Here is a 22,940-nt window from a genome sequence, read left to right on the forward strand (position 1 = left end):
AACTGTCAATTTGGCGTGTACCCCAACTCGACGTCAGACGCTCTCATCGAGTATTGTCAGGATAGGGTCAAATTTTGATTGGTGGACATCCCTCATGACTGGGTCTTAAACTTCAACCTGACGGAACAGGGGAAAAGTCACATGACGGGTCAACGCGTTGGATACGTGCGAGTCAGTACTCTCGATCAGAACACCATCCGTCAGCTTGCTGGCGTCGAGGTCGATCGGGTGTTTGAGGATAAGGCGTCGGGAAAGGATCAGAACCGGCCCGAGCTGGAAGAGATGATCAAGTTCGTCCGAGATGGCGATACCGTTCTCGTGCATTCCATGGACCGGTTGGCCCGCAACTTGGATGACCTTCGCTTGATCGTGCGCCGGCTCACGGCGAAGAAGGTCCGGGTTGAGTTCGTGAAAGAGCAGCTCTCTTTCACGGGCGACGACAACGCGATGGCGAACCTGCTTTTGAACGTCATGGGAGCGTTTGCTGAGTTTGAGCGGTCGTTGATTCGTGAACGTCAACGTGAGGGCATTGCCCTGGCAAAAAAACGTGGCGTCTATCGCGGCCGCACCCCATCACTGGACATGGCCCGTGCGGCTGAGCTGCGCGAGAAGGCTGCCGCGGGCGTGCCGAAATCTGTGCTTGCTCGAGAGTTTGGGATCAGCCGCGAAACCGTCTACGTCTACCTCCGCGCCGGGGCCTGAGCTGGCGGAAGAGGATTCGGTGCGGTTTAGAGATGGATGCCTGCGGTGTCGACCAGTTCAACCCAGCGCGTTCGACGATCGGCGCCTTCTCGGATCGCTGGGGCTTGGGCGTAGACGTCTGCGTCGGATAGGGCGGTCAGGTTGAGTCCGGTGAGGTCGGTGATGTCGACGATGGGTACTTGATAGGTGCGGTAGGGTCCGAGCGACGGGGGATTGCCGTACATGAGGGCTTGAGCGCGGACCGTGTCGAGGTCGATGTCTTCTAATTGTGGGCTTTGGTCGAGGACGAACCCGGCAGCGTGAAGAACGGTGGATCTTTCCGTGGTCGTGGTCCATGCTGCGATCTTCCAGAACGCTTGGGGGATCTTTACGCCGCGATATATCGGATCCGGGGTTGAGAGTACGGGGGCGGTGAAGACGCTGATGCGGTTGCCGTTTGTGCGTGCGTAGGTGAGGACGTGGTCCTCGAGGCCGAGCCAGAGTTGTTTTGATTGGTTAAAGGTTGCGGCTTGCGGGGCGGCGTTGGTGTAGGCGAAGGTGTCGTAATTCGCTCGCCGGGCTGTCGTTGTGTCGCCCCAGACCGGGTCTTGGCGCCGGACGAGGTGTCCGCGGTCGAGGTCGTTTCTGGCGTAGACGGCTTCCCCGGTCTGTTCGTAGGGCGGGATACGGGAGTCGAGGTGCCAGTCGTCGCCTCGGTCAACGGTAATGAGCTGGTCCCCGTCGATGTTGACGCCGGTTGCGATGGCGAGGCGCCGTGCGGGGTCGAGGAGCACGGTGAAATGTGTGTAGAGCAGTTCACGAATCAGGGTTCCCGGGGGAGGGGTCGGGAGCGGCAGAGGAATCTGGAGGAAATCGGCGTTGTATCCAGCAGGATAAAGTAATGCGGCGTCCATGGTGATAGTCAAGCAGCCAGAGCCGACAGTTGGGGCTTCCGGATCTATATGGCGGTGTTGATGGGAAGATCCACTGTTGCTTCCACCATGTGAAACCGCCCTCGTTAGGGTGCTCGGAAACCATCCACGGTTACGTCAGAAGAGCTATATTTTGGCTCGGCGTTAACGCCGGTGGATGAGTGCTGTCGAGCCCATCTACTTTCATCTGCCGCCGTCTACTGCGCCGAGCTGAGCCTACCGACATGTGCTCGGGCAATGTATGCAGTGTCCCGAGCTGCATTAGGTGAATCAGTGCAGCATCGACGTCATCCACCGATGCGTCCGTCATCGCGTGCAGGAAGCGTGTGACCTTTGGTTGATGCAGCGGTTGCGGACGTTGAAGAGCTGGGCTGGAAAGGGCGAGGGCTTGCTTAAGACAAGGCGCTGCAGCGGGCAGCCAGCGAATCTGGTCTTGATTGTAGTCAGTGTCGAGATATAGGGTCAGCGTCTCCATCGTGCGGTGTGGTGTTCCGATGTACCAATCGTCCGCCGACAGGAGCGCTAGCGAACCGGGCAACATCTCGAACTGACCAGCCTTATGGGCGATCGTATAAGAACCGCGCACGAGGTGTACGAGTTTGAGTTCTTCGCATGCCACTGGATCGGTGACGTTCATGAAAGTCGCCCGGCGCACGACGATGGGCTGAGACATGAATAGGGTGCTGCCCGTGACTCGTGTCACCACACGCGGAGCGCCGGGTGCTCGCGACTGCCCAGGAGAGGCTCTTGAAGCAAGTTGATTCATGATGAGCCGCGTTTTGGCGGGGGCCGGCTGATTCGCGGCGTCAGATTCGTGGCGTCGCACGAGACGAGGCCGCGAAGAGCGCTCCGCCGTCTGAAGTTCGCAGCACGGACGAGTGCCTTCTGGTATCGAATAACGGTAGCCAGCGTCCCAGCACCCCCAATTGCGGAATACCCCGTCGGGGTATAGTGTTGGCTCACACATACCCGGTACGGGTACCAGCAAACGGGAAGAGGATATGCGATGGCCACGAACGAATACCAGGTGACGGGCATGACCTGCGGGCACTGCGAGATGTCGATTCGTGAAGAGGTCGCCGAGATCGCCGGGGTCGAGGACATCCAAGTGAGTGCGCAGACGGGCAAGCTCGTTGTCACGAGCTCCGACTCCGTCGAGGATGGGCAGATTCTGGCGGCCGTGGCGGAGGCGGGCTACTCGGCGGTGCGGACGGTATGAACGCGGGCGCACGGCTTGCTCTGTATGGGCTCGGGTTGGTGGTGGCGTTCGGCGGTGCATTCGGTCTCGCTGACGCCGTTATCCCCACGAGTGTTGTAAGCGATTGGACGAAAGGCACTGAAATGAACAATCACGATGACGGCCACGATTCCGGCGCAACCAGCGTCAATGGTTCGACGAGCGCTACTGCGGACAATTTGAAGGGCCTTGCGCTTGGCCTCAACGGGTATGTGCTGTCGCCCGTTGAGGCTCCTGCGGGGATTGGCGAACCCGGCGAGTTGAGTTTCCAGATTCAGGATGCGTCGGGCACACCGGTCACGGAATATACGACCGCACACGATAAGGACCTGCATCTGATCGTGGCGCGGTCCGATGGCAGTCAGTTCCGTCACGTTCACCCGGTGCTGGATGTATCCACGGGCACGTGGTCGTTGCCGTGGGAATGGGCTGCAGCCGGGAGCTATCGAGTGTTTGCAGACTTCACGCCGGCAGGTGCAGATGCATCCGGTCTGACGCTCACACGCACTGTTCAGGTGGCGGGGGAGTTCGCTCCCGTGGCACCCCAACCGACACAGGTTGATCAGGTCGGCGGCTTCACGGTTTCCCTCGATGGCGACCTAGTAGCGGGTTCAGCGAGCGAACTCATGCTCACCATCACGCGTGATGGTGAGCCGGTTACCGCCCTGGAACCGTATCTGGGTGCGTTCGGTCACCTCGTTGCGTTGCGTGACGGCGACCTCGCGTATCTGCACGTGCACGCCGAGGGCGAAGAACCCAGAGCCGGTGAGATATCCGGTCCGGAGATCGCGTTCGCAGCCGAGGCCCCGACCGCGGGCCGCTACATGCTGTACCTGGATTTCCAGGTCAACGGCCAGGTGCATACCGCCGAGTTCGTGCTCGATGCTACTCACGGCGATGGCGCGACAGGCCCCGATGGCGAATCACACGAGGACGGGCATTAATCGTCGAGTCTCGCCTCTGCTGCAGCTGATGGCTGCAGCACTCAGCCACAGCTAATAGAAGGAATAGTACATGAGTACATCAGCGCTCCCGAGTATGGGGACAGGCGTCGAGTTGGAGATCGGCGGGATGACCTGCGCTTCCTGTGCGATGCGGATCGAGAAGAAGTTGAACAAACTCGACGGTGTCATTGCGACCGTGAACTACGCGACTGAGAAGGCGAAGGTCACTGTCCCGGACGGGTATGACCCGGCGCTGTTGATCGCCGAGGTCGAGAAGACGGGGTACTCGGCCGTGATGCCCGCTCCCAAGGGCCAGAAGAAGGACGGTGCAGCCGCCGGTGACGCTGACGACGCGGACCCGGAACTGCTGTCGCTGCGCAATCGGCTGATCGGCGCGATCGTACTGACCGTGCCCGTGATCGCGATGGCGATGATCCCCGCTTTGCAATTCACCTACTGGCAGTGGGCCTCGCTCGCGCTGGCTGCTCCCGTGATCCTCTGGGCGGCGTGGCCATTCCACAAGGCCGCGTGGACAAACCTCAAGCACGGCGCCGCGACGATGGACACTCTCATCTCCATGGGCACTTCCGCCGCGTTCCTCTGGTCGCTGTATGCGCTGTTCTTCGGCACCGCCGGCACCCCGGGCATGACACACCCGTTCGAGTTCGCGTTGGCACCCTCCGATGGTGCGGCGAACATCTACCTCGAGGTGGGCGCTGGTGTGACGATGTTCATCCTCGCCGGTCGGTACTTCGAGAAGCGGTCGAAGAAGCAGGCCGGTGCTGCCTTGCGTGCACTGCTCGAGCTTGGCGCGAAAGAAGTTGCGGTACTACGCGGTGGGGTCGAGACGAAAATCCCTGTTGAGGATCTGCAAGTTGGTGACGAGTTCCTCGTGCGTCCGGGGGAGAAAATCGCCACCGACGGTGTCGTGGTCTCCGGCACGTCAGCAGTGGACGCATCCATGCTTACCGGTGAAGCGGTCCCGGTTGAGGTCTCCGAGGGCGACACCGTCACCGGCGCCACGACGAACGTCGGCGGTCGACTCGTGGTCCGTGCGACCCGGATCGGCTCGGACACGCAGCTGGCGCAGATGGCCCAGCTCGTCGAGGACGCTCAGACCGGAAAGGCCGAGGTGCAGCGCCTCGCCGACAGGATCTCCGGCGTGTTCGTGCCGATCGTGATCGTAATCGCGTTCGTCGCACTCGGCGGCTGGCTCGGCGCGGGATTCCCCGTGACCGCGGCGTTCACCGCCGCAGTTGCCGTACTCGTGATCGCGTGCCCCTGCGCGTTGGGCCTGGCAACGCCGACGGCACTGCTGGTCGGCACTGGCCGTGGCGCGCAGATGGGTGTACTCATCAAAGGTCCGGAAGTGCTGGAATCCACCCGCAAGATCGACACCGTCGTGCTCGACAAGACCGGTACGGTCACCACCGGCAAGATGACCCTGGTCGACGTGGTTGTCGAAGCCGGCACCGATCGTACCGAACTGCTGCGGCTGGCCGGTGCGTTAGAGGATGCCTCGGAGCACCCGATCGCGCAGGCGATTGCCAAGGGTGCAACGCAGGAAGTCGGCGCGCTGCTGACCCCTGAAAGCTTCGCAAACATCGAAGGCAAGGGCGTGCAGGGCATTATCGATGGCCACGCCGTACTGGTTGGCCGTGATTCGCTGCTCGCCGAGTGGTCTCAGAAACTGAGCCATGAACTGACTTCCGCCAAGGCACGCGCTGAGGGCGAAGGTAAAACCGTGGTCGTGGTGGGCTGGGACGGGCAGGCGCGCGGCCTTCTCGTCGTGGCCGACACGGTCAAGCCGACCAGCGCCGAGGCGATCGCACAGTTCAAGGCGATCGGGTTGACTCCGATCCTCCTCACAGGAGATAACGAAGCCGTCGCCCGGCAGATCGCCGCAGAGGTGGGCATCGAGGAGGTCATCGCCGAAGTGCTCCCGAAAGACAAGGTCGACGTGGTCATCCGACTTCAGAAGGAAGGGAGGATCGTCGCGATGATCGGCGACGGCGTCAACGATGCCCCCGCCCTGGCCCAGGCCGACCTCGGACTTGCCATGGGCACCGGCGCCGACGTCGCGATCGAAGCATCCGACATCACCTTGGTGCGCGGCGACCTGCGCAGCGCGGTCGACGCGATCCGCCTGTCCCGCAAGACGCTCGGAACGATCAAGACCAACCTGTTCTGGGCGTTCGCCTACAACGTCGCGGCGATCCCCGTCGCGGCGCTCGGAATGCTCAACCCCATGCTTGCCGGGGCGGCAATGGCGCTCTCCAGCGTCTTCGTCGTCGGCAACAGCCTGCGCCTGCGCGGGTTCAAAAGCGTCGCTAAGCACTAACGCAACCACCCCCACACCACCAACAGAAAATGCGAAAGGAATCACCCAGCATGACGAACGACCTCGAGGCAACCTCCAGCTGTTGCAGCACCACCGCACCCAACCCCGCCACGGCAGGAAACGGCCGCGAGAACCTAATGGGCGGCAGCACGAGCGACGATATGACCACCTGCCCGGTCATGGTCGGCAACCCCGTCAGCAAGAAGGCCGCAGAAGCAGTCGGTCTCTACCGCGACCACGAAAGCGAGCGGTACTACTTCTGCTGCGGCGGATGCGGGCCAGCCTTCGACTCAGACCCCACCAAATACGCCGCCAACATGGCATAACACACGGACGCGGGGTTCACGGCCCACTCTCGCGCGCCGTGAACCTCGCTGACCGGAACGGAACCGAGGACACTGCCCAACCGCCGAGGCACAAGTGTCTCCATGCCCAACCAGCCGGCATGACGCGGCGAACCACGGCTACATCACCGACAAGAACTCGTACCGCAACCGGCTCAGGCGCTTCGAAGGTCAGGTCCGTGGCATCGACCGGATGATCGACAAAGAGCGCTACTGCATTAATATCCTCACGCAGATCTCTGCCATCACCAAGGCCGTCGACAGCGTTGCGCTCGGCCTGTTGGACGATGGTCTTCGCCAGTGCGTCCTCGACGCCGCTGCCGCTGGGCAACAGGTCAGTGAGGTCACGATGGCCGAAGCGTCTGACGCAGTCGCCCGACTGGTGCGCTCCTAACACAGGAGCAGCAATCAGCACGCCGCAACCGCACTCACCCGAAACCGGAGGACGCAACACATGACCGCACACCATGCCGTGATACTCGGCGCCGGAGCGGCAGGCACAGCCGCCGCTCGCGCCCTCGCCAAACAGGACAATATTACGATCACTCTCGTCGGACAGACCGACGAGACCCCATACACGCGCATGCTCATCAAAGACGTGGCCTTCGGCAGGATCACGCCTGATTTCGTCGGGCTGCCCATGCCGCGGGCCGATTTCATTGCGGACACGGCCGAACAAATCGACGCCGAAACGCGAGAGGTGCGCCTGGCCTCGGGTAGGGCGATCATGTACGACTCGCTCATCGTCGCGACCGGAAGTCGAGCGCGCCGCCTCGACGCCAACCTTCCGGGCGCGGAACAAGCCGCGCAAGAGGGAACCCTTATCGCCCTGCACTCGCTCGATGATGCCGTGCGAATCAGGGACGCGGTCCTCGCGTGCGGCAAGCCCGCGCGCATTGCGATCTATGGCGCTGGACTGATCGCGTCCGAGACGGCGTCGGCGCTGCAGGAACAAGGTCACCAGATCAGCCTCATCGCCCGCAGCACGCTGCCTGGTATTGCCACATTCGGGAGGTCCGTTGCCGCGCGCGTTGCCGCCGATCACCAGTCCCGAGTGACCACATACTTCGGCCGCACCATCAGCCGGATCCATCCTGAAATTGATGCGACAACCGTCACCCTCGATGACGGAACCGACCTCTCCGCCGACCTCGTCATCATCGCCCTCGGCACGACGCCCATCGCCCCCGCACCGTGGCACGACAGCGTCGACGTCGATGATCGACTCCGCGCACACGACTTCGAAAGCGTATACGCGGCGGGAGGCGTGACAGTGCATCACGACAACCACCTCGGAACCTGGCGCATCGACCACTGGGACGACGGGGCCGCACAGGGAACACACGCCGCTCAGATGCTGCTGTACGTCCTCGGCCGAGGCGAGGACCCCGGCCCGTACCGGCCCCGCAGCGCCCACATGGCCATGATCTACGGCCGGATGATCGCCGGAGTTGGCTACACCGGACACCCGGAGGACACACCCATCGAGAGCGCCGAGGAATTCATCGTTCTGCACGAGCACGGAGGCGCCGTAGTCGGTGCAAGCGGCATCGACGCCGTGGGCGCGGTCTACCAATGGGGCCAGCGGCTCCATGAGGTCTATCCCTAAATGTCAGAGATACCCATCCCGGGACGCCGCCGAAGCTTCAGCTTCGCCATCATAGCGACCATGCTGCTGATGGTTGCCGCCAGCGCACCGTCTCCGTTCTACCCGCAGTTCGCCGAACAACTGGGGTTGCTGCCGGTCGCGACCACGCTAATCTTCGCCGTCTACGCATTCACGATGCTCGCGGCCCTGCTGCTCACAGGAGTACTATCCGACGTCGTCGGCCGACGCCCCGTCATCACGGTCGGGTCCGTGCTGCTGGCCGTGAGCCTCGTGATGTTTTGGCAATCCGGCGGCCTGACCATGTTGCTCGTGGCCAGGGCGCTCCAGGGGGTCGCTGCCGGCCTACTACTCCCCGCCTTGTCGGCAATGGTGGTCGACTTCGCGCCTCCCAAGCACGCGGAGGCAGCATCGCTGTGGAACACCATCGCGGCCATGACCGGGCTCGGAATCGGCGCGATCACGGCAGCGATCGTTCTCGATCTCACAGTCAACCCCGCCGGCGCCGTATTCGGCTCGCTCGCTATCGTGTTTCTTCTGATCGCCGCACTGGTATGGGCGACTCCAGAAACGTCGCGCTCGGCTCGCCTGCGCGTCACGGGCACCACGTTGAGGCTGGCGGTTCCCGCGTACCTGCGTCGTGCGCTCATGGTGGCCGTTCCCGCCATCATCGCCGGATGGGCAACCAACGGTTTGTTCCTCGCCCTCGGATCTTCCGTTGTCAAGAGCGAGTTCGGTGCGACGACCCACGCGGGGCAGAGCATCGCCATTCCGATCTTCGCGGTCTCGGGCATTATCGCATCAGTCCTCCTTCACCGCCGGTCGGCCCGCGTCGTCAGCGTGTACGGAACGTCCGCTCTTGGCATCGGCACCGCCCTCAGCCTGGGAGCCCTGGCGCTGCACTCACTCCCCGCTTACCTGATCACCGTGGCGGTAGTCGGAACCGGCTTCGGGACAGCGTTTATGGGGGTTTTGAAGACACTGATGCCGCGTGTCGATCCGACCGAGCGCGCGGCAGTTATGGCGGTCATCTACACCGTCTCGTATCTCGCCTTCGGTGTGCCCACCATCGTCGCAGGTCTGCTCGTTCCCATTATCACGCTCCAGGGAGCGATGATCGGCGTCGGCGTCGTGATCGTGGTGCTCTGCCTTGTCGCGACCGTGAAGCGCGTCCGCATCCGAGACCGTTCGCGCACGGATCCCCACGGCCCAGTGCCGCACGAAAACGTCCAGGCGGTACCCGCGAAAAGCAACGGAGTTATTCGATGACGTATGTGATTGCCTTCCCTGCGTGGACGTCAAGGATCGCGCCTGTATCGACGAGGGCCCTGTCGACTGCATCTACGAGGGTGATCGGATGCTGTACATCCACCCGGACGAGTGCGCGGACTGCGGCGCCTGCAAGCCGGTGCGCCCGGTAAAGGCGATCTGCTACGAGAATGATCTGCCCGATATCTGGGCCGACTACTACACGGCCGACGTTGAGTTCTTCAACGACCTCGGATCCCCGGAACCGCATCAAGGGTGGGTCCAACTTTCAGGGACCACTCCACTCCTGCGCCAATACTTCCCCAAGGGCACCGACCACTCAATCCACTCTTCCGAGGAACTCGACTGGGTCGCCGCGGAGCTCAAGGACCGACCACGCAAACGCCTACAATTTCAGAAACCGATCGAAGCAATCGGCGAACTCTTGTTGCAATAACCGCTTGAATCCGCCACCTATGGGCTTCGACACACCTGGGTTACGAGGCGTCCAGTCGGCGGTGGCGATTCACATGCAGCGTCGGCCTGATTCGCCGTTTTCTATTGCGGGTTGGCAACACCGCGGGCGTGGTTGGGAACGCCTACGGATGCACTTCGCGCCGACCCACCAACGTCCGCGGGTACCGATAGTCGTGCCGGCAGGTGAACCTTCACTGAGACAGAGTGAATCTATTTTCTGAGGTGATCGGGGCAAGCAGCGCGTTTCGCGCTTCGCAAGCTGAGCACCCAAGTAACTAGCCCACCGGCTGCGAAGGCAGCTCCAAGACTGACCGAGCCCCGCCAGTCTGCGGTGGCATATACGGCGGTCGTGGCAGCGGCTCCGAGGGCAGAGCCGGTGGAGTAGAAGACCATGTAGGCACCAATGGTGGTGCTGACGCGGTTGGCATAAAAGGTCGTGAGGATGTGCTGGTTGCTGACGTGGACGGCTTGGACGGCAAAGTCGAGCAGGATCACTCCGAGGATCAGCAGGACAAGTGACCAGGTGAGCTGTCCGATCGCGAGCCACGAGGCGAGCAAAATCACTACCGCGATGCCGGTGGTGCGGTTCGCCTGCCCGGCGTCTGCCCAGCGACCAGCTCGGGCGGCGCCGAGGGCACCAACAAGGCCAGCGATACCGAACAACCCGATCTGCGTCTCGCTGAGATACCACGGCGAACCGGCCAAGGGAAGGGCCAGGCCGCTCCATAGCGCCCCGAAGGACGCGAACAGAAAGAACGCGATCAGCCCGCGACTGAGAAACACCGGCTGGGTAAACAGGCCAGCGAACGAGCGGAGCAGGAGCCCGTATTTAGAGGCACTTGAGCGGACATCGGCGGGAAGCAAGAGCGGCACCAGCAACGCGAGAATCGCAGCGAGGACCGCCAGAACGATGTAGACGCCGCGCCATCCCCATAGGTCGGCGAGGAATCCTGCGAGGATCCGCGCACCAAGGATCCCGATCACTACACCTGAGGTCACGATTCCCAGGGTACGGCCGCGCTCGGAAGGAGCCGAGAGCTCCGTCGCGTAAGCAACCGCTGTTTGCACCACAACGGCGAACAGTCCTGCTATCGCGAGTCCTGCGAAAACGACCCACGCAGTAGGGGCGACCGCGACAACGACCAGGCTCGCTGCTACCAAGGCAAGGTGGAGGACGATCAGCCGTCTGCGGTCAAGCAAGTCTCCCAACGGCACCAGGAAAATTAGGCCGACGAGATAGCCGAGTTGACCGGCGGCCACGAACCAGCCCACCGCATCGACCGAAACATCCAAATCAAGGCCCATCTGGCCGAGGACAGGTTGGCCCGCGTACGTGCTCGCCACCGCAACCCCGCAGACAACAGCAAGAAGTAGCCTCGTTCGCTCATTGATACCAACCACCCCATTCAGTTGCAATTTGCTACTTAATTGAATCTAGAGCAGAATGATTGCATTCTGCAACTCAATGGAGGCGTGATGGGACACGATATGACTGCGAACATCGCGTGGACAGACCCGAGATGCCCAGTCGCTCGCACAGTTGACCTGGTCGGCGATCGGTGGAGCCTGCTAGTCATCCGTGACGCGATGGATCGCGCCCGCTCGTTCACCGATTTCCAGCAGCGGACTGGCATCGCCCGCAACATCCTCGCTGACCGACTCCGCAAACTCACCACATACGGACTACTCGAACAAGTCGATGCGCCATCGGGCAAACGCAAGCTCTACAAACTCACCGACGCAGGCAAAGACCTCTTTTCCGTCATTGTCACGCTGCGACAGTGGGGCGAACGTCACGCGTTTGTCGCTGGAGAAGATCATTCGGTGCTGGTAGACGACAATGACGCTCGCATACCGGAGTTCGTGCCGATGTCCTTTGACGGCACGCCACTGACGAGCGACAACACACACGTCCAGCCTGCAGAATGACCGGAACAACGCTCGGCACGAGTTCCAATCAGACGAGCGCCCGTAAGCCGGTCGATCACAGGGGCATATGACTTGGCGCGATAGCGCCTTCGACTTCGGGGCGCTCCATGAGTGGCATTCCTTCGAATCATTCGGACGAATTCTCCAGTGAGCTGCTGGCGCAGGCTACTAGCGCTGCGCCCAGCGACTTGGTAGGACCCGGCAGAAGAAGATCGCGTCGCATCGGGAATACCCCAGGGGGGTACTTGGTTGCAGCGTGCATGGCGTGACGAGCCGATACAGATCGACCCGAGCACCACGAACCGCAACGGGAAGGAGCTGCAAAAATGAAAAAGTTGCCATTAGCGATTTGGGCAATGGTCATTGGTGCATTCGCAATGGGAGCCGATGAGTTCATCGTCGCCGGAGTCGTTAGAGAGATTTCCGAAGACCTCAACGTCACGTACGGGCAGGTCGGCGCGCTGGAGAGCATGTACGCGCTCGGCGTGGCGATCGGTGCGCCCGTGTTTACAGCGATCGGTACCAGGTTCGGACGGCGGTCCATGTTGCTGCTGACGACTGCAGTGTTCCTCCTCGGCAACACGCTGTCGGCGCTGGGCCCCAGCTACGAGCTGATCATGGCCGGACGGGTGGTCTCTGCCACAGCCCATGGTGCGTTCCTCGGAATTGCGGCCGTCTTCGCAGCGGAACTTGTCGACGCGAAGCGGAAGGGGCGGGCGGTAGCGATCGTCTTCTCCGGGCTTACGGCATCTACGGTGCTCGGCGCTCCGCTCGGTGCCGCAGTCGGTCAGGCCTTCGGATGGCGGTTCACCTTCTGGACCCTGGTCGTCTTCGGAGGGATCGCACTGATCGGACTGCTCACCTCGCTGCCGCGAACCACGAAGCATGAGGTGCTCTCGTCCGACGTGCAACACCACTCTCATGAACAGGTCGATGCGCACGCCCACGAATCCGCAGGAGGGCATGGGCGCGTCGAGCACGTCGACATTCCTGCTGCTGCGGAGGACCACGACCACGCCGTGCCGGCACCCGGAAGCGAGTTCGAGGGACTTGACGCCCACGCCCTCGCGCACCTCGGTGGTGGCGGCCATGGACCCACCCTGCGAGAGCAGCTCACCGCCCTCACCCGGCCTGCTGTGTGGGGAGCGCTGCTGACCACACTGCTCGGTTACGGCGGTGTGTTCACTAGCTTCGTCTACCTCGCACCTCAGTACACTGAGGTCACCGGATTCGACGCGGCATGGGTCACCCCGCTCTTGCTGCTGTTCGGAGCGGGCCTGTTCGTCGGAAACGCTCTTGGTGGTAAGCTCGCCGACAAGGCAATCATGCCGACAGTGCTCGGCACGCTCGCAGCTCTGGCGGTAGCGCTCTTCGCGATGACCTTCGCCATTCAGAACCCGATCACCGCAGTGATCATGACCTTCGTCTTCGGGGTGACCGCGTTCTCCGTCGTCGCACCCCTTCAACTGCGGGTCATGAACGCCGCCGGTCACGCACCGGACGTGGCGTCCGCCGCGAACATCTCGGCATTCACCCTCGGCAGCGCTATCGGAATCACCCTCGGTGGCGCAGCCATCGACGGTGGACTGGGCTTGGCATCGGTGAACTGGATCGGCGGGCTGATCACCACGACCGGGCTGATCATTGCGGTGGTCACCTGGGCGCTACTCGACCGTCGCACGAGCGCTGCGTCGCACGATCTCGGCCACGCCCATGACCACGAGGCTGGGTCAGCAGGCGTAGCGCACGACCACGGCGACACCGCAGCGCATCATGGCCCCGTCCCGACCGGACACGAAGCCCATCACCACCACTGAGCAGCGTTCGCTGAAACTCACAGGGCCGTCCCGTCACAGTCAGGCGGGACGGCCCTGTTCGATATCGACAGAAAGGCTCATAGTCCAGGCGCACTGCTCCAAAATACTAGACAGTGACAGACCAGTGGGCACGATCAGACTCAGCAGGCAGACGGGGCCTGTAGCCTATCAACGGTTAGGACGCGCTCCACTGCCGACCGGGGTAATCTCAACTTCGCCACACGCACCCTGCCCTATCTTGAACCGCGAGAACCTAAGGAACGTACGATGTCACCGTCATCCGAGCCATCCACACAGCCACACGGCTATATCAGCGACAAGGACCAATATCTCAAGCGAATGGGGCGTATCGAGGGGCAAGCCCGCGGCATCTCCAAGATGATCAACGAGGAGAAATACTGCATAGACATCCTCACCCAGATCAGCGCCCTCACCAGTGCGCTGCAGGTCGTCGCACTCGGCCTGCTCGATGACCACCTCTCGCACTGCGTCCTCGACGCGGCGAAGCTCGGTGAGGACGAAGCTGCGACAAAGATCAAGGAAGCCAGCGACGCGATCCGTCGACTCGTCCGCTCCTAATCAACACCTGTCGTCACTTCGGTACGAGAGACGCCAAGCGCACCCGCTGATAACCCAGGCGCAGCTCCTCTCGCCTCCTCTATACGTATATGCTCACGGCATCGCCGCTTGTTACCCGGTACCGGTGAGGGGTTTAGTGGAGGGATGCACGCAGATGCTCATGGTGCCGTGACGTACGATATTGTCTACCTTCTACCCGCCGTCGACGTCGTCGCTGAGCTTGCCAATCCGGTCCGGATGAAAATCATTCTCGCGTTGCGGGAGACGGAAATGTCAGCGAATCATCTCGCCGACATCGTCGACGGATCCCCTCGCATCGTGGCTCGCCAGCTTGCGCGGCCGAGCGCGGCAGGCATCGTCGCCGAGCGTAACCACGGGTTGAGGGTCTTCTATTGCCTAGCCAACGAGCATGTAGCGGACCTCGCGATCAACGGCGTCCTCCAGGCCCAGCACGCCGTTCCGACCGAACCCGATACCCGTCCCTCGCCCTAGACTGTTCGAAGTGTAAAGGAGTCACCATGCCCCGCCTTCCCCGCCTCACGCCTGCGACCGCTGTAGGAGCCTCGCGCGATCTGCTCGGCGAGCTAGTGGACCGGCACGGTCAGGTCGGCGCCATGGTGTCAACGATGGCGCACTCGCCAGCCGTATTCGGTGGCTAGCTGCAACTCAGTCGTTCCATGAGGCCTGCCAAGCTCGATCGTAAGATCAGCGAACGCATCTCGATCGCCGTTCAGGCTCAACAGGGATGCGGCCTGTGACTGCAGTCGCACATCGTCGCCGCTCGCTCGGCATCAGTGAGGAGGAGATCGAGCTGGCGCAGAAAGGGTCGTCTGCCGATGCCTCCTGGCTGCAATCATTGCCCTTGGCCTCCAGGTATATTAAGAGCCGACGTCGATCACCGACAAGCAGGTCAACAGCATCCGTGCCCAGGACTACAGCGACCGTGAGATTGCCAATGTCGTCGGCATTGTCGCACTCAACATCCTCACGGGAGCGTTCAACCTCCTCGCAGGGCTCACGCCGGGCGGGCATGACTGAGGTGCAGGGCAAGTATCGAGAGACTGCAACCAAACGTCGCTATACCTTGTGGCGAGCCCAGAGTTGCAACGGTGCGAAACCTGAGCTCGCCGCGGTCTCGGTTTGGCTTCACAATACCTGCTCGGCTCCTTCAGAGGACACCACCTAGCCTTTATACCCTAACGGGGTATACCCTAGTGGTATGCCGATGCCACCAGACCACGATGCGCACCATGTTTCCGATCTCACCCGTGAGAAGCATGAAGGACACGAAACTCCTATGACAGGTTCCGGCCGTGGGGAGCATTCGAATCACTCCGCTCATGGTGGGCAGGCGGGGCCCTCCGATCACGAGACCCCACTGGGGCATTCCGGTCACGGCGAACACGGAGCGGGTCATGGCGGTCACGGTGACCACGTGGGGCAGTTTCGTCGGCTGTTCTGGATCAACCTGATCATCGCCGTCCCGGTGGTGACGTTGTCGCCCATGTTCGCGATGATCCTTGGTTACGACGTCCCCGGGTGGGCGACGTTCATCGCCCCCCTCCTCGGCACCGTCATGTATGTGTGGGGTGGGTGGCCATTTCTTACCGGCGCGGTCAGCGAGGTCAAGGGCCGCAAGCCCGGCATGATGCTGCTGATCGGCCTCGCGATCACGGTGGCGTTCCTGGCCTCGTGGGGTGCGACCCTGGGGCTGTTGGACCACGAACTGGAGTTCTGGTGGGAGCTGGCACTGCTGATCGTCATAATGCTGCTCGGTCACTGGGTCGAGATGCGTTCCCTTGCGCAGACCACCTCCGCCCTCGACTCCCTAGCCGCGTTGCTGCCCGACGAGGCTGAACGCGTGGAGGGTGACCTGATCGTGAAGGTCGCTCCTGCTGAGCTGCGGGTTGGTGACGTCGTCGTCGTGCGGCCTGGCGGCAGCGTTCCGGCGGACGGCACGATCGTCGACGGCAGTGCCGCGATGGACGAGTCCATGATCACCGGCGAGTCTCGCCCTGTGGGCCGTGGTATCGGGGACACCGTGACCTCGGGCACCGTCGCGACGGACTCGAGCCTGCGGGTGGAGATCACAGCCGTCGGTGACGATACCGCCCTGGCGGGCATTCAGCGGCTGGTAACCGAGGCGCAGAACTCCTCCTCCCGTGCGCAGCGGATCGCCGATCGCGCCGCGGGTCTGCTGTTCTGGTTTGCACTCATCGCCGCCGTCATCACGATCGCCGTCTGGACGCTTGTGGGCAACTTCGATGCTGCGGTTGTGCGCAGCATCACCGTTCTGGTGATCGCTTGCCCGCATGCGCTGGGGCTGGCGATCCCGCTGGTGGTATCGATCGCGACTGAGCGCGCCGCGCGTGGCGGCGTTCTGGTGAAGGATCGTCTTGCGCTGGAGAGCATGCGCACGGTCAACGCGGTCCTCTTCGACAAGACCGGCACGCTCACCAAGGGCGAACCCACCGTCACCGCCGTGCAGCCGGCGTGCGACCTGGACGCGGACCAGGTGCTCGCGATCGCCGCAGCCGCCGAATCCGACAGCGAGCATCCCTTGGCCAAAGCGATCGTGCGCGCCGCTCACGACAAGAAGCTTTCGCTGCCGACGGCGTCAGGGTTTTCGTCTTCCCCCGCGGTCGGTGTCACAGCGACAGTGGGCGGACGAGAGGTTCGTGTAGGTGGACCGAAGTTGCTCGACGAGGTCGGTGCGTCGGAGATCGTTCACGCCGACCAGTGGCGAGACGAGGGAGCGATCATTCTCCACGTCGTCCAGGATGGTGCTGTCATCGGCGGCCTCAAGCTCGCCGACGAGATCCGGCCCGAATCCCACGACGCCGTCGACGCCCTCCACAAGCTCGGCGTCGAGGTGGTCATGATCACCGGTGACGCGCAGGCCGTGGCGGACGCGGTCGGCGCCGAACTTGGTATCGACCGCGTCTTTGCCGGCGTCCGTCCCGAGGACAAGTCCGCCAAGATCGAGGAGCTGCAGAAGGAAGGCAAGAAAGTGGCGATGGTCGGTGACGGCGTCAACGACGCTCCCGCCCTCGCAAAGGCCGATGTTGGCATCGCGATCGGCGCGGGTACGGACGTCGCGATTGCTTCTGCCGGAGTCATCCTCGCCAGCTCTGACCCGCGCTCGGTGTTGTCAGTGATCGAGCTGTCCCGCGCCACGTACCGCAAGATGAAGCAGAACCTGTGGTGGGCCGCCGGATACAACCTCTTGTCCGTGCCGCTGGCCGCGGGAGTGCTCGCACCGATTGGTTTCGTCTTGCCGATGTCGGTGGGGGCGATCCTGATGTCGTTGTCCACGGTCGTGGTCGCTCTCAACGCGCAGCTTTTGCGCCGCATCGATCTCGGCCCCGAAGCAAGCACCCGGGCCATCCTGGGCCGCTAGAACGAAGGAACTGAAAATGACCACAATGCCCCTCACACAAGTACACCCGCACGGGTACATCACGGACAAGGACAAGTATCTTCAGCGGCTCCGTCGGATCGAAGGACAGGCTCGAGGAATCTCTCGGATGGTCGATGAGGAGAAATACTGCATCGACATCCTCACGCAGATCAGCGCGCTCACCAGCGCCCTGCAGGCTGTTGGCTTGGGGCTACTCGATGACCACCTCAAGCACTGCGTGCTCGACGCCGTCCGCATGGACGGCCCCGATGCGGAAGTGAAGATCAAAGAGGCCAGCGCCGCGATCGCCCGCCTCGTCCGGTCCTGACCGGCAAACGGGCGGTCAGCCGTCCTGGTGCTTCGCGCGATGCAGCAGCGTATCCAGCCCGAACTCGAGCCGCGACTCGAACGGGCCGTCCATCAACAGCTCCCTTATCATCGGCAGGGCAGGGCAGGGCAGGGCGGGGCAGGGCAGGGCAACGAGGACTGTGCCGCAGCACGGCACATCGGGGCTTTCTGCTCCGCAAAGCTCCGGCCCGTACGCTCGTTCTGTGTGCCATTGCGACACTGGAACGTCACGAAATGGGTGGCCGAAGTCCAGACGTGCACTTCTGGATCCGTTACCGAGAATCGCCTCTCCCCGTCAGCGTGGTCTTCGAGCTCGCTCGTGATCACCGCGCCGGCGGCGCGTGCCCGCGCGTAAGCGGCATCGACGTCGTCGACCTGCACGTGGATCTGGACGGTGGTGGCTCTGACGTGTTTCGGGCTGCGATAGGACGGGCCGGGGTCGCCGAGCATGATGGTGCCGTTACCACGGCGCATCTCGGCGTGACTGATGGACCCGGATGGGTCGTCGTGGCGCAGTGTCTCGGTGAAGCCGAAGCCGAAGCCGAAGCCGAAGGCGCGGGAAAGGAACACCAGCGCCGATGCTACATCTTCGTAGAGCAGGTAAGGGTTGACTGCGTTCATGGAGCTTTTTGCCTGTGAGTGCGCTGAGGCATAATTCGGGGTCAGAGCGGAAAATGTGCGACGCCAGCCGTGTGGCCGTTATATGAAAACTTTGGTCACGTACTCGTCGGCGGTGAACGGTGTCCCTTGCCAACGACCTTCGCTAGTGCCGTGGGCGAGCACCACAGCGACTTCCCCGTGACCCTCGCTTCGAGCACTTCGAAGGCCATCGCGGAATGGGTCAGATCCCCGGACTTGACGACTACGAGAAGTGGCGCAAGGCCCCGGTCCGCTTTTAGGGGCAACGATTGCCCAATCAGGTTCCGCACATGACCTGATCCGGGCTGCATCGTTGGCAACGATGACGTCGGCCCACTGGTCGAGCAGCGCTTGGAACGTCTCGAGAACGCCGGTTCCTATGCAGCAATCCTTTGCAAAGTCTGAGAGCCTGTCAAGGCGCTGCGTGGCCTTTTGGCTTGCGGGCCATTGCATGGTATAGAAAGGTCTCGAGTTTCGAACGAGATGCGTTGTTCTTTGCCATTATTTTCGTCTCAGACCAGGAACTTTCTGGGACGTTGATGATTGCGGATACCGAAGCGAGCATGGCGATCATGATCGCCGCCGCGGCGATGACGAGGTAGCGAAGGTGGATGGTTGTGCCTTCATGGGGGAGAGAGTCGGATCAATCCAGGGTGAGGCGGATGACTGCAATTACAACCAACCATTCGGCCGCGAGGGTGACGGTGCCACGAGGCTTCTGCGTGAGCGCTTTTTACGGGATCGTTGGGCGTCTGCGCAGTCCAATTGTCTCTCGGCCCTGCGGCAGCATGCTCCACGGCCGGGCTAAAGTACGTTGACTACTCCTGCAGAAGGATCACTCTTTGAGTGCGCGAAGCCCACCACTTCTTTTCAACGTAGAACCGGGAGCGATGGACTGCTATCGACTCTTGTCGGTGGCGACTCTTAGCCCTCGTGTGGCGATCAATGCGGCCGGGATGAGAAGGAGGAAGTTGAGTTGCATGGCGGGAATGAGGCCAATCATTCCTTGGAGGATCCCAGAGCCGATGTAGAGCAGGCCGGCCAGACCGCTGCCGATTCCGATGACTACCCCGGCAGCGGCCGTCGGAGCGTTCGGGTTCAGCGTCTGCGCAGCCACGATGAGCAGCGGTTGACTCGCATACAACATGAACCCGGCAACCGCTCCAGCGATCAACGTGCCGCCTCCCGCCGGGAGTAGGAGAACGACCAAGAACGCAGCGGTGGCAGCAAGCAACGAGGCGACCGTCGTGGTGATGCCACCGATGCGTGGTGACATCACACCGCCCGCCACTGCGCCCAGCGCCGCTGCGATGGAAAAGGCGGCAAGCGTCCAGCCAAGAAGAGGGGCATTCGTTTCGATGCGGTGTTCGTTGACCAGCCATAGTGGAACGGCGCTGGTATAGGTGAGAAACGCCAGGTTGATCAAGGTTGATGCGAGGGTGAGGAAGATCGTTTGCCGGTTGAATGCGGACTTGACGAGTCGGAGCCGGGTGCGCCGAATGGCATGAGGTTCGAAATCGGGCAGCAGCAGGTAAACCAACACGGCGAGTATGAGACCGGGAACCATCAGCCAAGGGGTCATGTGAATGCCGAATTGCGAAATCAGATAGAGAATCAGGACCGGGCCGATAGCGAAGCCGACCATTCCTCCTGCGGTGAACAGTCCCACGGCCAGGCTCGGATTCTTCGACGCCGCGCCGCCGACGATGCTTGTCGAGATCGGGTGCAATGCGGCGGAACCGAGCCCGCCAAGCAGAAGTAGAAGGATGAGTACGAGCACTGTCGGGGCCACCCCGATAAGGCTCAAAGTGATGGCGGCGAGGGCGACACCGATTGCGGCGATCTGGCGCAGCCCGACACGGTCAGCGACGGATCCCAATACCGGCTGAGGCGCCGACGAGCTGATGCTGAACACCGCGACCAACACCGCGAGGAGGATCGGGCTTGCCGAGAACTTCACTTCCAGTGTGGGTAACAATGCTCCGAGAACCGCTGTGAGAGCATCGTTGGCCGCGTGTGTCAGTGCCAGGAGCACGGCAATCCACATGCCACTGATAGAGCCGGGACGGGTAATCACATGAGGCATAACGGTACTTCTTTCACTGACGCGGCGGCTGGAACCGTGAGGAAACCGGTCGGGGCTCGACGCTCAGCGCATGCCAACCCCGTCCATCTCGGTGGGGGACACCTGCCAGGAACGATCGGTGCCAGAGACCGTCGGGAACTAGGAAACCTGATTGCGAGATCGCTGTTCGGTCGACTCTGCGTGCTACGCCCTTGATTGCCGGATCCGTCATGCATCTCTGCCTGACAGACCCGGCACGAGCGCCGTCGGCGATTTCCTACTCAGCGGGCGTTGCAACCCGGCTATTGCGGCGAGCTGCTGCCACAGCATCCGACGGAATCACGAGGGTCGGGCGGGTGGCATGGTGAAGCACGCTCGCCGAGGTGCTCCCCAGCAAAGTCGCTTTGAATCCGCGCCGGCCGCGGGAACCGAGGACGATCAGATCGACGTTCAGTTCCTCGGCGGTGTCCACGATGGCCTCGGAGGCGGTGGCCATGGTGGAGGAGATGAGAGGCTCGGCGATCAGGCCGAGGTCGCGGGCCAGCTGCGCGCCGTCGGCCGCGATCTGTTCCGATACGTCGAGCGCTGCCGCGTCGAGACCCTGCAGCTTCTCCAGTGCCGGATGGCCTTCCAAGTGCGCTGCGAAGCCTTCCAGTGGTTGGCGGGCATAGAACAGCACCGCGGTCGCGCCCGGAAAAAGGCCTGCGACGGTGTGCATTGCACTTTGCGCGTTGGGTGAACCGTCGTAGGCGATGAGTAGTTTCGGAGTGGACATGTGTGTTTCCTTCCTAGTGATTAATCGTTGGGGTAGTTGTTAGACCGAGATTGATGCGTCGGATGCCCTAACGGATGCCCGTGGCTTCGTCATCGCGATTGCGGTGATGATTGCTCCGAGTAGAGCGAGGACTGCTGCGCCGATGAAGGCCGCAGAGTACCCCTGAGTTAGCTCTACCTTGGAGGCGTCAGTGCCGGCGATGCCGTAGACGATTGCCGTGAGGACGGCGAGGCCGAGCGCGGATCCGATCTGATAGCTGGTGCTGACGAGTCCTGAGGCGACACCGGTCTCGGCGGGCGGTGCAGCGTTGATGGCGGTACCGAGCGAGGGAACGAACGCGAGTGACATTCCGAGGGCAGCCAGGAGCGATGCGGGCAGAACATCGACCGCATAGTTGCCGTCGGGGCGAACGAAGGCGAGCCATACCATTCCTCCTGCCAGCAAAAGGAGGCCGCTGACGATCAGCGATTTCGCGCCGAATCTCTCCTGCAACCGAGGCGCCAACGCGATCATGACGATAACGACGAGACCGGTCATCGGGAGAAGTGCGGCGCCGGCGGCGAAGGCGCTCGCGCCGAGCACCTGCTGCAGATACAGGTTCAGGAAGAACCACATCGATACCCAGGCCGCACCCAACATCAGCTGGGCACTGTTAGCGGCCCCGAGCAGGGGTGCGCGAAGCAGGCTGAGGCGTAGCAGCGGGTTGCGGCTGCGCGCCTGGATAATGAAGAAGATCACGAGCAGGACGATGCCTGCGGCCAGCACGCTGAGGGTGGACCACGTGAGCCAACCGACTTCCGGGGCATTCACTACGGCGTAGACAACTGCGGCGAGCCCGACTGTCACGGTGAGGGCCCCGCCGATGTCGATCGACCCCGATGCCTTTCGGACAGTTCGGGGAAGTGCCGTTGCTGCGAACGCGAGGACGAAGACCGCGATCGGAATAGTGACGTAGAACACCCACGGCCAGCTCGCATACTCGGTCAGCACTCCGCCGAGGAAGACGCCAGCCGTGCCGCCGATTGGCGCCGCTGCGCCGTAGACGGCAAATGCCTTGGGCAGATCGGAGGTGCCGCCAAAGAGCATCATCAGCAGGGTCAGCGCCGCTGGCGCGATCATTGCGGAACCGGCACCTTGGATGGCGCGGCTAGCGACCTCGAGCCCGACGTTGCTGGCGGTTCCCGCCATCACCGATCCCGCGATCAGGACGAGCCAGCCGAGCACGAAAATTTTGCGGGCGCCGAATGCATCAGAAAGGCGACCTCCTAGCAGGAGGAGGCCACCGAAGGCAACCACGTAGGCATTGAACACCCATGACAGGGACTCTGGCGTGAAGCCGAGATCTCGCTGAATATCGGGCAGAGCAACACCGATGATCGAGGTGTCCATGATGACGACGAACTGCGCTGTGGCGATCAGCACGAGGCCGAGCCACCGCTTTGCCGGTGATATGGGTGGGTGGGTAGACATGGGTTTTCCTCCTGAGAAGCTGTGCCGGCGTACCCGGTCGGGGTGTAGTCTATACCCGTAGGGGGTAGGGGAAGCGATTGGCGCTCTCCTGAAGCTGCAACAAGTTTG

Annotated in this window: 22 protein-coding genes and 1 pseudogene; 16 read left to right on the forward strand and 7 right to left on the reverse strand. The window is 62.4% G+C overall.

The window, feature by feature from the left end:
- Nucleotides 1–141 precede the first annotated feature (141 nt).
- Nucleotides 142–702, forward strand: coding sequence for a recombinase family protein (locus tag BLS91_RS14240; protein ID WP_092341426.1), 561 nt, complete (start codon nucleotides 142–144; stop codon nucleotides 700–702).
- 26 nt (nucleotides 703–728) lie between these two features.
- On the opposite strand, the gene BLS91_RS14245 is transcribed toward BLS91_RS14240, so the two are convergent.
- Both BLS91_RS14245 and BLS91_RS14250 read right to left on the reverse strand, forming a co-directional pair.
- On the reverse strand, nucleotides 729–1,595 hold the full coding sequence (locus BLS91_RS14245; RefSeq protein WP_092341427.1) for a DNA/RNA non-specific endonuclease: 867 nt from the start codon (nucleotides 1,593–1,595) through the stop codon (nucleotides 729–731).
- 130 nt (nucleotides 1,596–1,725) lie between these two features.
- A complete protein-coding gene (locus BLS91_RS14250) occupies nucleotides 1,726–2,286 on the reverse strand; it encodes a hypothetical protein (RefSeq protein WP_092341428.1) in 561 nt (186 codons plus the stop codon).
- 333 nt (nucleotides 2,287–2,619) lie between these two features.
- Here BLS91_RS14250 and BLS91_RS14255 point away from each other — a divergent pair, with 333 nt between their 5' ends.
- From BLS91_RS14255 to fdxA, 8 genes and pseudogenes are all read left to right on the forward strand, one after another.
- Entirely contained in the window at nucleotides 2,620–2,832 is a 213-nt protein-coding gene (locus BLS91_RS14255; protein ID WP_092112330.1) for a heavy-metal-associated domain-containing protein, read from the forward strand.
- Nucleotides 2,829–3,794, forward strand: coding sequence for a heavy metal-binding domain-containing protein (locus BLS91_RS14260; RefSeq protein WP_092341429.1), 966 nt, complete (start codon nucleotides 2,829–2,831; stop codon nucleotides 3,792–3,794). Before BLS91_RS14255 ends, BLS91_RS14260 begins: the two co-directional genes overlap by 4 nt.
- A 70-nt stretch (nucleotides 3,795–3,864) precedes the next feature.
- Nucleotides 3,865–6,135 carry a heavy metal translocating P-type ATPase gene (locus BLS91_RS14265; RefSeq protein WP_092341430.1) on the forward strand — a complete coding sequence of 757 codons (2,271 nt, stop codon included), beginning with the start codon at nucleotides 3,865–3,867 and terminating at the stop codon, nucleotides 6,133–6,135.
- 50 nt (nucleotides 6,136–6,185) lie between these two features.
- The gene (locus BLS91_RS14270) at nucleotides 6,186–6,461 is read left to right on the forward strand and encodes a hypothetical protein (RefSeq protein WP_092341431.1); all 276 of its coding nucleotides are present in this window, start codon (nucleotides 6,186–6,188) and stop codon (nucleotides 6,459–6,461) included.
- A 94-nt stretch (nucleotides 6,462–6,555) separates the two neighbouring features.
- The gene (locus BLS91_RS14275) at nucleotides 6,556–6,873 is read left to right on the forward strand and encodes a metal-sensitive transcriptional regulator (protein WP_092341432.1); all 318 of its coding nucleotides are present in this window, start codon (nucleotides 6,556–6,558) and stop codon (nucleotides 6,871–6,873) included.
- Between the two features lie 60 nt (nucleotides 6,874–6,933).
- Entirely contained in the window at nucleotides 6,934–8,088 is a 1,155-nt protein-coding gene (locus BLS91_RS14280) for an FAD-dependent oxidoreductase (RefSeq protein ID WP_092341433.1), read from the forward strand.
- On the forward strand, nucleotides 8,089–9,354 hold the full coding sequence (locus BLS91_RS14285; protein ID WP_092341434.1) for an MFS transporter: 1,266 nt from the start codon (nucleotides 8,089–8,091) through the stop codon (nucleotides 9,352–9,354).
- Nucleotides 9,351–9,660 (forward strand): annotated as a pseudogene (gene fdxA / locus BLS91_RS14290) (ferredoxin); the annotation flags it as partial. The gene BLS91_RS14285 and the pseudogene fdxA, both read left to right, overlap by 4 nt.
- 360 nt (nucleotides 9,661–10,020) lie before the next feature.
- Here fdxA and BLS91_RS14295 read toward each other — a convergent pair.
- The gene (locus BLS91_RS14295; protein ID WP_255409955.1) at nucleotides 10,021–11,211 is read right to left on the reverse strand and encodes an MFS transporter; all 1,191 of its coding nucleotides are present in this window, start codon (nucleotides 11,209–11,211) and stop codon (nucleotides 10,021–10,023) included.
- Between the two features lie 87 nt (nucleotides 11,212–11,298).
- Here BLS91_RS14295 and BLS91_RS14300 point away from each other — a divergent pair, with 87 nt between their 5' ends.
- The 7 genes from BLS91_RS14300 to BLS91_RS14330 all read left to right on the forward strand — a co-directional run bounded on the left by BLS91_RS14300 (nucleotide 11,299) and on the right by BLS91_RS14330 (nucleotide 17,863).
- The gene (locus BLS91_RS14300) at nucleotides 11,299–11,739 is read left to right on the forward strand and encodes a winged helix-turn-helix transcriptional regulator (RefSeq protein ID WP_255409956.1); all 441 of its coding nucleotides are present in this window, start codon (nucleotides 11,299–11,301) and stop codon (nucleotides 11,737–11,739) included.
- A gap of 326 nt (nucleotides 11,740–12,065) precedes the next feature.
- A complete protein-coding gene (locus tag BLS91_RS14305) occupies nucleotides 12,066–13,556 on the forward strand; it encodes an MFS transporter (protein ID WP_092341436.1) in 1,491 nt (496 codons plus the stop codon).
- 267 nt (nucleotides 13,557–13,823) lie between these two features.
- The gene (locus BLS91_RS14310; RefSeq protein WP_092112347.1) at nucleotides 13,824–14,135 is read left to right on the forward strand and encodes a metal-sensitive transcriptional regulator; all 312 of its coding nucleotides are present in this window, start codon (nucleotides 13,824–13,826) and stop codon (nucleotides 14,133–14,135) included.
- A 168-nt stretch (nucleotides 14,136–14,303) separates the two neighbouring features.
- The gene (locus BLS91_RS14315; RefSeq protein WP_233197148.1) at nucleotides 14,304–14,627 is read left to right on the forward strand and encodes an ArsR/SmtB family transcription factor; all 324 of its coding nucleotides are present in this window, start codon (nucleotides 14,304–14,306) and stop codon (nucleotides 14,625–14,627) included.
- 26 nt (nucleotides 14,628–14,653) lie between these two features.
- Nucleotides 14,654–14,794 carry a hypothetical protein gene (locus tag BLS91_RS20715; RefSeq protein ID WP_241983108.1) on the forward strand — a complete coding sequence of 47 codons (141 nt, stop codon included), beginning with the start codon at nucleotides 14,654–14,656 and terminating at the stop codon, nucleotides 14,792–14,794.
- A 560-nt stretch (nucleotides 14,795–15,354) separates the two neighbouring features.
- On the forward strand, nucleotides 15,355–17,535 hold the full coding sequence (locus BLS91_RS14325; RefSeq protein ID WP_420838507.1) for a heavy metal translocating P-type ATPase: 2,181 nt from the start codon (nucleotides 15,355–15,357) through the stop codon (nucleotides 17,533–17,535).
- A 16-nt stretch (nucleotides 17,536–17,551) separates the two neighbouring features.
- Nucleotides 17,552–17,863 (forward strand): metal-sensitive transcriptional regulator, encoded by a 312-nt coding sequence (locus BLS91_RS14330; RefSeq protein ID WP_092341439.1) that lies wholly within the window; start codon nucleotides 17,552–17,554, stop codon nucleotides 17,861–17,863.
- A 107-nt stretch (nucleotides 17,864–17,970) separates the two neighbouring features.
- Here the strand turns inward: BLS91_RS14330 and BLS91_RS14335 are convergent, their stop codons facing one another.
- From BLS91_RS14335 to BLS91_RS14350, 4 genes are all read right to left on the reverse strand, one after another.
- Nucleotides 17,971–18,504 carry a VOC family protein gene (locus tag BLS91_RS14335; RefSeq protein WP_092341440.1) on the reverse strand — a complete coding sequence of 178 codons (534 nt, stop codon included), beginning with the start codon at nucleotides 18,502–18,504 and terminating at the stop codon, nucleotides 17,971–17,973.
- A gap of 916 nt (nucleotides 18,505–19,420) precedes the next feature.
- Entirely contained in the window at nucleotides 19,421–20,608 is a 1,188-nt protein-coding gene (locus BLS91_RS14340; protein ID WP_092341441.1) for an MFS transporter, read from the reverse strand.
- A 256-nt stretch (nucleotides 20,609–20,864) separates the two neighbouring features.
- Nucleotides 20,865–21,362, reverse strand: coding sequence for a universal stress protein (locus tag BLS91_RS14345; RefSeq protein ID WP_092341442.1), 498 nt, complete (start codon nucleotides 21,360–21,362; stop codon nucleotides 20,865–20,867).
- A 39-nt stretch (nucleotides 21,363–21,401) separates the two neighbouring features.
- Complete coding sequence (locus BLS91_RS14350) at nucleotides 21,402–22,832, reverse strand: MFS transporter (protein WP_092341443.1); 1,431 nt, start codon at nucleotides 22,830–22,832, stop codon at nucleotides 21,402–21,404.
- Nucleotides 22,833–22,940 lie beyond the last annotated feature (108 nt).

The organism is Cryobacterium flavum, from assembly GCF_900103805.1.
GTDB classification, from domain to species: Bacteria; Actinomycetota; Actinomycetes; order Actinomycetales; family Microbacteriaceae; genus Cryobacterium; species Cryobacterium flavum.